Raw genomic sequence first — 12,805 nt, 5'->3', positions numbered from 1 at the left:
TCCAAAAAAAATGCCTTCCCAGTGCGCGTGACACAACTTAGAAGGCATTCTCTTGTTCAAATTAAAAATCATTCAGTTACTTTATCCCTATCATTTGGCTTCTCAATCACGATCAGACAGGTGCTGTCCGGCAAAGAAACCGGCTGACCCTGCTCATCCATGAACTCAATACGTCTAGACAACGCTTCAGCATAGCCCTCCTGCAAATAGTGGCGACTCACCCGGATGATCGCTTGTGATCCAAGTGTGTTACGAATACACTCTTCATACTGTGACGGAGTAAAATAACCAAACTGCTCCTGCACCTCATGCACATAGGCTTCCGCTCCCCATGTATAGGTATATAGGAATTCCATTGCATCATTTATCGGCAAAACAGCCTCATGCTCACCTATGCGCTCTATTTCAATGGGACGACCCGCAAAATCCTGCCCATACCGCAGCAGCCATTCCATTCCGTCCGGTTCCAAAAATCGAATTCGTCTACGCTGCTCTACGGGTTCGGTCATAATACCGTCGCGAATGATAATACGCCCGCCGGGTGCAAGTATACGATAGGCGCTTCGCAGAGCAGCCTCCACTGTTTGTGGATTGAACCTTTTTCCATCTCGTTCAATGTAGGAATACAACTCGTGAAGAATCGAAGAGAAAATAACCGTATCCATGCTCTCCGTTTCCACATACTCTTCCAGTTGAAGCGCATCACCTTTGATGACATCCCAACGACGGTGCTCCAATTGCTTTTTACGCTTAAGCGCCTCAATCACATTCACAGAAATATCAAGCCCCAACGGCTTCGAGTCTGGTCTTTCCTGCTCGATCAGGTCCAGCAGTACGCCCCCGCCAGGTCCGATATCCAGTATACGGGTTCCAGTCACATAATCCAGAATGACCCTTTTGAAATCTGCGGTCTGGTTCATATCTGTAAGGTACGTCTCCTCATTGTGAAAGCGATCATAAGCATCGCGACGTAAGCCAAACAGATCAAACAGCAGCAGAACTGCTTTGTCATACAGAGGCGTCTTTTCTGCCTCAATACAAAAGTCGATCAGTTTTTCAGCAGCTGATGAAAATACAAAATTAAAAAATACGGTACTTGGCAGCTCCTCTTTATGCTCTACGGTTACACTCAAATGAGGATTATGCTTCCGTTTTCCTTTTGAAATGTCCTGCCAGGACAGTGAGCTTAAATATTTTTCTATCATTCGTTTTTTGTATACGTTAATTTTCTTAACACCACGATAGTCATAATACATCGTATTCATAAGCGATTCAAAACTGATATGCCGTACCGTTGCCGGCTGTTCCTGTCCTGTGCCATCCCTCAACGTGAGTAAGAATACCTTGACCAGTTCTTGAAGTGAAAAATCTTGCAAAGCGGATTCTACATACCAAAGTGTCCGATTCTCCAGCGGAGCCAGCGCCTTCTCTACATTCAGCTCCCGCTCCAGCTCGGCGTAAGCCTGCTCAAACGGCTCCCCTGCATGAATCGAAACCGACCGCAATCTCTCCAATCGCTCCTTTACACTCCAGACTACAGGTGCGTTATCCCAAGCAATCCAGCCGATTAGCTCCTCTACTTCCCCTCGTACTTGCTCCCATAATGCAGGGTCTACACCGGCAATGATACATTCGTTCAGTGCTCGTAACACAAGCTCCAATTCCTCCGGGCTTAGCCAGCCCTTGCGAGTGATTTCGAGCAGCAGTCGATTTTCCGCAAAGGGTATTTCTCCCCGTATATATTGTCCGATTAATCCATGCGTTTCAATTAGAATCCGGGTCATGCTGTTGCGCGGGTAAGCAGGGGATTCTGCTTGAGCCTGTCTGACATACAGTTGGGAGGAGCCAATATTATGTACAAATAAATTGATGCCCTCATGCTGCCAGCGTAGCCGTTCGCGGACTGTTCCTCCTTTGGCTGTCTCAGACCATACCAACACATCCTCCAATAGCTCTTTAACCCAGAATGACAATGGAAGTCCGTCCAAAATAAGCAACGTACGCTCCACGTAGTCCAGCACAGGATTAGCATCCTTTAACTCGCCTATGGATCGAATGCGCTCCAAATTTACAATACGCTCCTCAGCCGAAACAAGCAGCTTTAGCCAAGTCGGTGTATCCCAGGCCAGATCACTTTCTTTCCTGTAATTAGCAATGGCTTTTAACGATTGCAACATTTTTCTCACCTCGTGTGATTCGGATTCGGTATGCACAGGAGACTTTGGAAAATATCTTATATACCCTACACTTTACCATACATTTGTAGCTTCCACCTCGTGGAAAATATTAAACATTTGTTTCAATTATTCTGTTGACATTTCTCTGTGTTTCGCATCCCCTAATTAAAGTACCCGTAACTTCGTTTCGTCTCGCAAAAGCAAAAAGATACCTTCCAGCCCTAAGGCTGAAGATATCTTATTACTGTTGTTATACGCAGAAAAGTCATTTTCCTGCGATGTTTATAAAATTATAGTGCCGCTGTGTGGCACGTTGTCAACCATCTATTCGTATTCCGATTCGGTTATCCAACAGAAACGCCGTCTGGTACCGGAATACCAAAGTCAGGTGTTCCATTCTCATTCCAATTCAAACGCTGAACACGTGTATGACGATTCGGATCATACAGTGGGTCACCTGTAATTTCCTTGTAATTGCGGGCGTGATATACGACAACGTCACTACCATCCTCAGCAACTGTAAAGCTGTTGTGACCAGGTCCGAATTGACCTGTCTCCTCATTCGTGCAGAATACTGGCACAGGAGACTTAGCCCACGATTTCGGGTCAAGCAAATTTGCATTCTCGTCTGCCGTCAGCAGACCCATGCAATAATTGTGGTCCGTGGCACTAGCTGAATAGCTGATAAAAATCCGGCCGTTCCGTTTCAGAACCGCAGCTCCTTCATTCACCTTAAAACCAATGACTTCCCAGTCATATTCTGGTGTAGAGATCATGACTTGCTCCCCGCGCAGCGTCCACGGATTGCTCATTTCAGAAATGTACAAATTGGAATTGCCTACGATATCCGGGTCTTTCTGAGCCCATACATAATATAGAACTCCATTATGCTGGAAGGTTGTCGCATCGAGAGCAAACGACTCCCAACGGGTTTTGATCTGTCCCTTTTCCACCCATTCGCCTTCCAGAGGATTAGCTGAAGCATTTTCCAGTACGAACATCCGATGATCGAACAGACCTTCCTTCGTTTCTGTGGTACGAGCTGCTGCAAAGTAAATGTACCATTTGTCGTTAATATAATGAATTTCCGGTGCCCAGATGTTCGCGCTTAACGGGCCTGTTTCATACTTATGCCACACTGGGACTGGCTCTGCTGTATTCAAGCCCTGAATAGTGCGTGCCCGCCGTACCTCAATGCGATCATACTCTGGCACAGACCCAGTAAAATAATAATATCCATCACTATGCTTGTAAATCCAAGGGTCTGCGCGTTGCTCAATGACCGGATTATTAAAAGATACAGTTTGATTCATGGTTTTTCTCTCCTCTATGTGTAGTATGTAGTTCATAAGATTAATCGCTGATACGTTTACCCCAGATGGAAATTCCCTTTTCGTTCATACCCGTAAAAATTAGTGTATGACGGCCAAGCTCCCAGTCCCATGAAGGAAGCAATAGCAACTCTTCCTTTACTCCTTCAGATGAATTGTTCCAATTCATTGTTAGCGTACGTCTGCCATCAAAATTCCAATGACCTTCCAGAGAACCGCTGGTTGCCCGTCCTCCGTCCTCCAGACGGAGCGGTTCAGCTTCCACCTGACCGTCTATTTCCTGTCTGATCACGATGCGCTCCCAGTTGCCAGATAATAGTCTTTGGGGTATATCCTGCTCCCTTTCGCCCGCATACCGCTCCGGCGACACGACAGGCCAGCCATCAGCCGTCCACAAGATTTTGCGCACATGCAAGTAAGGCCAACTTTTATCCGTTTCTCCCCGCGCATGATGTACAATATAGTAATCGTCTCCGTCCTTCAGTACGGAGTTATGACCTGGCGCAACCCAGCCTTCTCCTTCACTAAAACGGTAACCACCCAGCACCTTGTTACCAATCTCATATTGAGGCAAATAACTGGTATTCGCCATGTCATGTCCATTCATATCCATGTATGGACCTGTGATAGAATCCGAGCGAGCAACGCGAACATTGTAGTCCTCAAACAAGGAATCATACGAGACGAACAAGTAGTATCTACGGAACTTTGGATTGTACACAATGTACGGTCCTTCTATAGCTCCGTCCTCGGTTGCCCGATCTCTGGCAGCGATATTTTTACCATAGCCTGATTCTTTGAGCTTTCCAGTCTGGGGATCGAGTGGTGTGATATAAATCCCGCCAAAAAATGATCCATACACCATCCACAGATTTCCTTCGGCATCCAATACCGGATTAGCATCAATTGCATTCAGCTTGTCATGTTCATCTGTTTTAACAACCAGCCCCTCATCCTTCCATGGTCCTTCTGGGGAATGGGATGTTTGCAATCCAATAGCTGATCGTGTACTGCCAAATGTGGAGGCAGAATAATACATTCGATAGGTGTCGCCCATCTTTATGACATCTGGAGCCCACAGATTGGTAGCTGATGACCATGCTCCCGCTTCTTTGGGGATGCCAGGCAAAGCATACTGAACCCAACTCCAGTGAATCAGGTCGGTTGATTTGCGCACCATGACACCCGGCCTCAGCTCTCCACCTGTCCTTACATCCGTCGAATAGACATAATATCCCTGATCGGTTTTGATTATCGCCGGGTCATGCGCATTGTTAATAGTCCAGCGCTGTTCATCGTCTATCGTACTTTGATCATACAAACGATCAGGAGGTGGAGCCTGCGGATATACAGGGTCCGGAGTGTGATCCCCACAGCCGGATAGACCCAGCATTAGCAGCATAACCATAACTGTTATTCTCCTCCTTCCTTTACTCGATACATAAGGTGACTGTGTTACATCCTTCATCCGAATCGTCCAAGTGCAAGTGTCAATTAACCCTTGACCCCTGAAATGGCAACCGACTCAATAATTTGTTTCTGGAAGATTAGGAATATAATCAATACAGGTAACAAGGCTATAATGGAAGCTGCCATAATAAGCGGATAGTCCGTCTGAATGGCGTAAGTCGCATTAAAGTTCGCAATCACCAGCTGCAATGTCTGTGTTTCTGGCGAGTTCAAGTAAATAATCGGTGCCAAGTAATCGTTCCAAATGCCCATAAACCACAAAATAAGCTGTGCGGCAACTGCCGGCTTAATGAGCGGGAACGTAATCGACGAATAAAGTCGGAAATAAGAGCTTCCGTCAATTTTAGCAGCTTCGATAATAGCATCCGGTACACTGAGCAAATACTGCCGCAGGAAAAAGATCATAACTACATTACCGAACAAGCCAGGAACGATCAACGGCAACAGCGTATCTACCCAGCCAAGTTTGGAGAACATCATAAACTGTGGAATCATAACTGTTGGGTAAGGAATCATCATGGATGCGATAAGTGCCAAAAACAGTTTATTTTTATGAGGGAATCTCAGCTTCGCGAATGCAAAAGCAGCCACACTAGATGTAAAAGTACCTACAACCGTGACACTTACAGCCACAATCACACTGTTCTTGATCCCGCTTAACAGAGGTCCTGCTTCCCAAATTTCCTTGTACTTACCAAACTGAAACACCTCTGGTATCCATACGGGTGGAAGTGCAAAGACATCCTGCTTTTCTTTTACCGAAGTGGACAACATCCAAAGCAACGGTGCGATCATCGCAATCGCTCCAATCGCCAGTACAATAAAGATAATGATATTGGTAACTTTCGTTTTTTGACTATGGGACATAATCAGCCTCACTCCTTTCCGCGAAAATCAATCCCCATCAAAGGATGATTTTTCATTCATTTTAAATTGAATCAAAGTTACGATAAAAATGAAGATGCCGAGAATCATAGCCATCGCGGAGGCATATCCCATTTGCAGGTTTTTGAATGCCTTATCCCAAATATAGAAGACAATCGAGGCGGATGAATATTCCGGACCCCCTGTAGGTGTCATAATGTTCATTTCAGTAAAGATTTGCGAACCACCAATAATGTTGGTGACGACCAGGAAGAAGGTTACTGGTTTCACCATTGGCCATGTAATATTACGGAACATTTGGAATCCGCTAGCTCCGTCCAGCTCTGCTGCTTCATAATAAGAGCGGGATACACTTTGCAGTGCAGCCAGATATAGCAACATTGTATAACCGAGACCTTTCCATACGGTCATGAGAATCAGGGCTGGTTTGACTGTATCCTTATCCATCAGCCAGTTAGGTCCCTTAATACCGAACAGCTCAAGAAATTGGTTCACCAAACCATAATCTCCGTTGTAAGCCCAGTTCCACATAATAGAAACGGCAGCCAACGAAGAAATGACCGGGATATAATAAATCACCCGAAATGTCGTCGTACCGGGAATTTTGCGATTCAACCCCAGTGCCAGCAACAAAGCTAGTACAAGACCGATTGGAATACCCAACATTAAGAAAAGAGTATTGTACATCGACTTATAAAAGAGTTCATCGCTAAATAAATCCTTAAAATTGTCGAACCCAATAAAATTCATTTGACCCAATCCGTCCCAGTCTGTAAAAGAGCCGTATAACGAATAGACAAACGGGAACAACGTGAAGATTAGCAGACCGAGAATAGGCGGAAGAATAAATAAGTATCCATATATCTTCTCTTTGCGGTAGAGATTAGATTTGGTTATCACAGGGCTCACCTCTGTTTCTGATTTGGAATGAAGATGATGTTAGCAGCATGATATTCAGCCACTAACATCATCCTTTTTTCCTCTATTTACGCATTATTTCTGTGATTTTTTCTCTTGCTCGACCGCTTTATCCAGCAGTTTCTGCATCTTCGGTTGTTCTTGTTTCACATAATCTGCTGCCGTAATTTTGCCATCCAGCACAGGTTGAATATCTGTGAAGAAAATATCGTACCATTCTGCGTTATACGTATAGTTTCCTGGTAAAGAACGTCCATAGTCATTTACGATATCAATAAATTCCTGTTTGTTGTTAGGCTTTGTTTTTGTATCTTTGGCCCATTCATCAGCCATATCCAGCAGATTCGGAATCTGTACCTTGGCATCTACGAGCTGCTTCATGCCTTCTTTGGAAGTAGTCAGATAGTTAACCAGTTCTACAGCTTCATCCGGATATTTGGTTTTAGAGGAAACACCGATACCCAGAGAACCAATCCATGTTGCCGGTTTGCCAGTCGATCCTGTTGGGAAAGGCAACAAATCATATTCGAATGGCAGCTTTTCAAATGTACTCATATCCCAAGGTCCTACCGGGAAGAAGGCCATTTCGCCCTTCATCCAGCGTTGATATGTGTCCAATGTTTGTGATTGTTCAATGCCAGGTGTAATTTTATATTTGTTTTGCATATCAGCAAAGAACTGAAGCGCTTCCGCAAATTTCGGATCGTCAATCGTTACTTTGGTTTTGCTCTCATCCAGCCAATCAGCGCCATTACTCCATACAAAGGCTTGCAATGCCCATTGAACGTTAAAGCCTGTACCGTATTGATCTGGCTTGCCGTCGCCATTAGTATCTTTGGTCAACTCCTGGTTAACCTTGATGAATTCATCCCATGTATACGGCTTGTCTTTGTCAGGCAATGGAACGCCTGCCTTTTCAAACATGGTTTTGTTATAACCCAGGGCGAATGGACCCAAGTCCTTCGGCATACCGTAAATATTTCCTTGACCGGCCATTTTACCGTCATAGCGATACAAATCCACACCGTATTTCCAAATGTTATCGAGGTTTATATCCTTGCTCTTCTCAATATAAGGTGTCAGATCCTTCAACACCCCACTGTTAACATAAGCTTTCAAATCTCCAGGGGCAAAATAGAAGATATCTGGAAGATTGTTACCTGTAATTGCAGCTCTAAGCTTTGTAGCATATTGATCTGCTGCTGTCACGACCATTTTAACCTTTACACCAGGATGTTCTTCTTCAAATTTTTTGATAACATCCTTATAAGCCTTCTGCTCATCCGTTCCTCCACGGAACATGAAAGTCAATTCCTTGCTTCCATCGCTACTGGAGCTTCCTCCACTACAGCCTGCCAGTGTAGCAACCATCAACAACAGAACAGCCATTGTTAGTGCAAAACCTTTTTTCTTTGTCAACGCGACCCCTCCTAAAATTAAATGAAACCGCATACACATTAAATGTTAAAATAACTTTATACCACTCGGCCTAATCTTTAACTGTGCGGTACACAACCCGTTGTTGATTGCCGCTGTGATTATCATCCCTCTCATGTACCATATGATTAACATTTACATTTATAAATAATGAATTCGTTTACAAAAAGAATATAGCACGCCCTTCTACGGTTCGTCAATGCATTTTTCAATCTTTTTAAATAATTATAAAACATAGATTGAAGTAACCTAAAAAGCAAAATTAAGTCGTATTTAAGTTTATTTTCGCTTTAAAAATTAATAAATTTAACTTATTTACGATTTATATTTATAAAAAAGACCTTATTGTAGATTCAAATACCCCCTCCACTTTTTTAGTAAAAAAAATTTACAGATAAGCAGTTTACTTCTTCATGAATTTATTTTAACATAAATCAAAGTAAAAATATAAGCGCTTACATTACATTATTATGGATAAGGAAGGGCTATAGATATGATTTATATTAAGAACTTAATGTCGGGGTTAGATATTTTCAAAGCATTGGGCTCGGAAATCCGCATTCAAATTCTTGAGCTACTTGCTGTTCAGGGACAAAGTATGAATGACATTGCAAGCAAGCTTCATTTAAGCAACGGTACCATTACGATGCATATTCGCAAGCTGGAAGAATGCGGACTTGTGGAAATCAATACCGTGAGCGGTAAACATGGGACCCGAAAGATGTGTTATTTGAATAAGGAAAAACTAATGGTAGATCTGCGTAGCAGAGAACAAAAAAATGTGTATGAGGTGGAAATTCGCATCGGTCATTATAGTAACTACCAGGCAGTTCCTACTTGTGGATTAGTGACCAAAGACAGCATTATCGGTGATTTCGACGATCCACGCTATTTTGCAGATCCCGCGCGATTGGATTCTGAAATGATCTGGATGGCAGACGGCTTTCTGGAATACCGCATTCCTAACTACTTGAAAGCGAATCAATCCTTTAGCGAAATTCAATTTTCCGCAGAGCTTGGATCAGAAGCACCGTGTTATTGTGAGGACTATCCGTCTGATATTTGTTTTCATATAAATGATATTGCCATCGGTCACTGGACAAGCCCAGGCGATTTTGGGGCCGTTCCCGGGGTCCTTAATCCCGATTGGTGGCCTCCACACTTGAACCAATACGGGATGCTAAAGTTAATTCGCATCAATCAGCAAGGAAGCTTCATTGACGGGTGCCGTATATCAGAGGTCACCATAGACGATATCGGACTTGATTACAAAAGCGATATTACGCTGCGTTTATCCGTATCCGACCAATCGCAGAACAAAGGGGGACTCACTATTTTTGGTAAAAGGTTCGGAAATTTCAGTCAGGATCTGCTTGTGCGCGTGCTTTACGATGTACATGGAGAGGATGACTCCAACTCCTGACTTGTCACAGATCAAAAGGCCGAAGCCTGTGTTCAATGAATACATGTCTTCGGCCAAAAATTCTAGTCTTCACTTAGGGAGATATAAATAAATAGATAAAAAATGAGCGCCATCCCAAACACCAGCCAGCTAAAGGACAACAAATGTAGTTTTTCCCCGGCATATATTACCCATCTCCAAATATCCGCCAGGAGCACCAGCGGCTGTAACAACACATCCCAGCTATTCCAGCGTGCAAATCTGCCTATATATACGCCTATGCTGGCCAGCCACAACATGACAAAAACTATCCCCCATGCAAGCCAGCCTGAACAAATCTTCCTCAACATACGGTGGATCATCAATACACATAGAGATGTAAGAAAAAGACCCATTCCAGCAGCTGAAAAGGACGTAAATACGATTAACCAGAATTGTGTGTTCAACCAAAAACGCGTATCAGGATTCACGTCGTAAAAACGGAATGCATGAAGTAACTCGGTCACCAAATAAAGAGCATTCGGCAGAAAAAACAACCATATCCATGCGGCAAAAAATAAAAGAATATTTTTTACTTTTGCATTTCGCAATTTGGTTAATGCCACCATTAGCAAAGAAATAAACACTGGAACCCATGCCAGAAATATGTCCCAGTATAGAAATTGATACATCCTCGTTCCGCTTGTGGACTGTAAATACTTAATAAGTCCGAAACAGCCCAACGTAGCTACAAGCAATACTCCGAGCAAACCGGGTAGCTTGTAACCCTTCCTTTTTATCAGCAAGCCTTTCATCTACCTCCTGCCTAACAACACGTATTTACGCATTCCTAATTTTCCTCTTATAGCGCTTTCATATTTAGAGAAAGGGCTTTTGTTATTCTACGTTTCGAATATCCTCAGGCACATGGTTTGTTATCGTCAAAGCCTCAAAGGTAACATTACAACCTTCTCCTACCGGAGATTGTGCGACAACCCCAACTTTGAGCTGGCTGGGAACATTCATCCCAAAATATCTCGCCAGTTTCCAATGCTGACCATCCAGTGAATAATGAAAGGCAAAGCAATTTCCAACCCGCGTTACTCGCAAATACGGATTAGAAACATTCATGGCTCCCGATATACAATCATCGGATGTATCCCGTGTGACCACACTTAGGATCGAGGGAGTATTTTCAAAGTATTCAAAGCATACCTTAGCCCAATGAGTATCATCAGCCATCACCATCAAGCATCCTGAATCATAGGGCTGTTTCATATCGACACGAACCCTCATCCAGGTTGTAAAATCTCCTTGAAGGGTGGTATGCAAAAAAGGAGCGGACGATTTGATAACTGCGCCAGACGGATCTCTAAAAAAATCTGCTTGTGAAGGTGCAGATACTTGTAAAGCCTTGGATTCATCGAAGCTCCATACGGTTGGTTCGTTGATCCACCCCCACCCTTCAGGCAAAACCTTGCCGTTAAAGCCTTCAAATACGTTCATATGGACACCATCCCTCGCTAGCCAATATAGTCTTCAACACAGTGAATTTTGGGGTAAAATTCCCCTTGATACCACTATATACGTTATCTTCCAGTCGTCAATGATGATGCCCCTGTCTTTTAGATTTTTAAAAAAAGACTTGCCATTCTGAAATGTTGTGCTTATAATTACACCTAAATTGATACGGTAATAAATTTCAATGACGAGAACGAGTAAGCTATACAGCGGATTTGCAGAGAGTTGGGGCAGGTGAAAGCCAACATTCCGAGGGTAGCTGAACGCCATCTCTGAGAAGCGGGCTGAACCTGAAGTAAGCTCTGCCGCCTTTCCAGCGTTAACCGGAACACGTATTGATGGATACGTGAACAGAGTGTCATTTCCTATGGAATGAAACTAGGGTGGTAACACGGGTATAAACTCGTCCCTTTTACAGGGGCGGGTTTTTTTTGTTTTTCAAAAAGGAGGAAGCAACATGATTAATGTATCGACAGCAGTATCTATAACTGATTTCTTGACTCCGGCTGTACGGGAAATGCCGCCTTCAGGCATCCGTAAGTTTTTTGAATATAGTACAGGCAGAACAGATGTTGTATCGCTTGGTGTCGGTGAACCGGACTTTGTAACCCCTCAACATGTGAGAAAGGCCTGTATCACAGCACTGGAAAATGGCAAAACCTCATACACACCCAATGCTGGTCTTCCTGAGCTTCGCGAGGAAATTGCCGGATATCTGGAGAACAGCTTCAGCACATCCTACAACCCGGCAGATGAAATTATGGTCACTGTTGGCAGCAGTGAAGCTTTGGATCTGGCACTACGCGCCCTCATCACAACACACGATGAAATACTCATACCGGCTCCTTGTTATATTTCGTATTCGCCTATCACGTTTTTGAACGGAGGACATACCGTAACGGTTGAAACATCTGCTGACCAGCAGTTTAAGCTGACAGCTGAGGCGCTGAAATCCAAGCTGACTCCACGATCCAAAGTGCTGATTCTCTGTTATCCGAACAACCCGACTGGTGGGGTGATGACCTATGAGGATTGGCTACCCATTGCCCGTCTGGTTGAGGAGAACAACCTGATCGTCATATCGGACGAAATTTATGCTGAATTGACCTATGGGCAGCAGCATGTAAGCTTCGCTGCTCTGCCAGGAATGAAAGAACGCACCCTGCTGATCAGCGGATTTTCCAAAGCATTTGCTATGACAGGCTGGAGGGTCGGCTATGTATGCGGTCCGAAAGAATTGATCTCAGCCATGCTGAAAATCCATCAATACACAGCTATGTGCGCCCCCATTATCGGACAAATTGCTGCGATCGAATCCCTGCGCCACGGGCTGGAGGAGAAAGATCGTATGATGGAATCCTACAATCAACGTAGAAAATGGTTCGTTGCCAGCCTCTGTCAGACTGGGCTTCCATGTCATGAACCAAAAGGTGCCTTCTATGCTTTTCCCTCCATTACACACACAGGGTTAAGCTCAGAGCAGTTTGCCAAGCGACTGTTGGAAGAACAAGGAGTTATAACGGTCCCTGGTTCCGCATTTGGCCCAGGCGGCGAAGGCTTTATCCGCTGTTCGTATGCATCATCGCGTGAACAGCTGGAAATGGCTCTAGAACGCATCAGCGTATTTTTGAAACGCCTGTAAATCCATTTTCCCTACCATGAAATAAACATGAGCAGGGAATGAA

At 44.0% G+C, this 12,805-nt stretch carries 10 protein-coding genes and 1 other annotated feature; of the genes, 2 read left to right on the top strand and 8 right to left on the bottom strand.

Annotation, left to right across the window (positions count from 1 at the left end; all coding sequences use genetic code 11):
* Positions 1-68 precede the first annotated feature (68 nt).
* The 6 genes from FKV70_RS11270 to FKV70_RS11245 form a co-directional block, all read right to left on the bottom strand.
* Positions 69-2,177, bottom strand: coding sequence for a class I SAM-dependent methyltransferase (locus FKV70_RS11270; protein ID WP_142612887.1), 2,109 nt, complete (start codon positions 2,175-2,177; stop codon positions 69-71).
* A gap of 344 nt (positions 2,178-2,521) precedes the next feature.
* Positions 2,522-3,490, bottom strand: coding sequence for a glycoside hydrolase family 43 protein (locus tag FKV70_RS11265; protein WP_142612886.1), 969 nt, complete (start codon positions 3,488-3,490; stop codon positions 2,522-2,524).
* A gap of 40 nt (positions 3,491-3,530) precedes the next feature.
* Positions 3,531-4,916, bottom strand: coding sequence for an arabinan endo-1,5-alpha-L-arabinosidase (locus FKV70_RS11260; protein ID WP_142612885.1), 1,386 nt, complete (start codon positions 4,914-4,916; stop codon positions 3,531-3,533).
* An 86-nt stretch (positions 4,917-5,002) separates the two neighbouring features.
* Positions 5,003-5,845: a carbohydrate ABC transporter permease gene (locus FKV70_RS11255; protein ID WP_019686936.1), complete on the bottom strand. Its 843-nt coding sequence runs from the start codon at positions 5,843-5,845 to the stop codon at positions 5,003-5,005.
* A 27-nt stretch (positions 5,846-5,872) separates the two neighbouring features.
* Positions 5,873-6,763 (bottom strand): carbohydrate ABC transporter permease, encoded by an 891-nt coding sequence (locus FKV70_RS11250; protein ID WP_013370548.1) that lies wholly within the window; start codon positions 6,761-6,763, stop codon positions 5,873-5,875.
* Between the two features lie 93 nt (positions 6,764-6,856).
* On the bottom strand, positions 6,857-8,200 hold the full coding sequence (locus FKV70_RS11245) for an ABC transporter substrate-binding protein (protein ID WP_142612884.1): 1,344 nt from the start codon (positions 8,198-8,200) through the stop codon (positions 6,857-6,859).
* Positions 8,201-8,711: 511 nt separating this feature from the next.
* Here FKV70_RS11245 and FKV70_RS11240 point away from each other — a divergent pair.
* On the top strand, positions 8,712-9,641 hold the full coding sequence (locus tag FKV70_RS11240) for an ArsR/SmtB family transcription factor (RefSeq protein WP_063209239.1): 930 nt from the start codon (positions 8,712-8,714) through the stop codon (positions 9,639-9,641).
* Between the two features lie 62 nt (positions 9,642-9,703).
* Here FKV70_RS11240 and FKV70_RS11235 read toward each other — a convergent pair whose 3' ends face one another.
* A complete protein-coding gene (locus FKV70_RS11235) occupies positions 9,704-10,405 on the bottom strand; it encodes a DUF1361 domain-containing protein (RefSeq protein WP_142612883.1) in 702 nt (233 codons plus the stop codon).
* 91 nt (positions 10,406-10,496) lie between these two features.
* Positions 10,497-11,105, bottom strand: coding sequence for a DUF1349 domain-containing protein (locus FKV70_RS11230; protein WP_142612882.1), 609 nt, complete (start codon positions 11,103-11,105; stop codon positions 10,497-10,499).
* Positions 11,106-11,295: 190 nt separating this feature from the next.
* Positions 11,296-11,534 (top strand) — a binding site (T-box leader).
* 43 nt (positions 11,535-11,577) lie between these two features.
* Here FKV70_RS11230 and FKV70_RS11225 point away from each other — a divergent pair.
* Entirely contained in the window at positions 11,578-12,762 is a 1,185-nt protein-coding gene (locus FKV70_RS11225; protein ID WP_142612881.1) for an aminotransferase class I/II-fold pyridoxal phosphate-dependent enzyme, read from the top strand.
* The last annotated feature ends 43 nt before the right edge of the window (positions 12,763-12,805 follow it).

The organism is Paenibacillus ottowii, from assembly GCF_006874425.1.
GTDB classification, from domain to species: domain Bacteria; phylum Bacillota; class Bacilli; order Paenibacillales; family Paenibacillaceae; genus Paenibacillus; species Paenibacillus ottowii.
The sequence above is the reverse complement of the archived record's forward strand: the minus strand, read 5'-3'. Positions and strand labels throughout refer to the sequence as shown.

Bases quoted from the DNA above. Each gene is read 5' to 3' on its own strand.
- FKV70_RS11270 (WP_142612887.1), bottom strand. From the start codon at position 2,177: ATGTTGCAATCGTTAAAAGCCATTGCTAATTACAGGAAAGAAAGTGAT.
- FKV70_RS11265 (WP_142612886.1), bottom strand. From the start codon at position 3,490: ATGAATCAAACTGTATCTTTTAATAATCCGGTCATTGAGCAACGCGCA.
- FKV70_RS11260 (WP_142612885.1), bottom strand. From the start codon at position 4,916: ATGGTTATGCTGCTAATGCTGGGTCTATCCGGCTGTGGGGATCACACT.
- FKV70_RS11255 (WP_019686936.1), bottom strand. From the start codon at position 5,845: ATGTCCCATAGTCAAAAAACGAAAGTTACCAATATCATTATCTTTATT.
- FKV70_RS11240 (WP_063209239.1), top strand. From the start codon at position 8,712: ATGATTTATATTAAGAACTTAATGTCGGGGTTAGATATTTTCAAAGCA.
- FKV70_RS11230 (WP_142612882.1), bottom strand. From the start codon at position 11,105: ATGAACGTATTTGAAGGCTTTAACGGCAAGGTTTTGCCTGAAGGGTGG.
- FKV70_RS11225 (WP_142612881.1), top strand. From the start codon at position 11,578: ATGATTAATGTATCGACAGCAGTATCTATAACTGATTTCTTGACTCCG.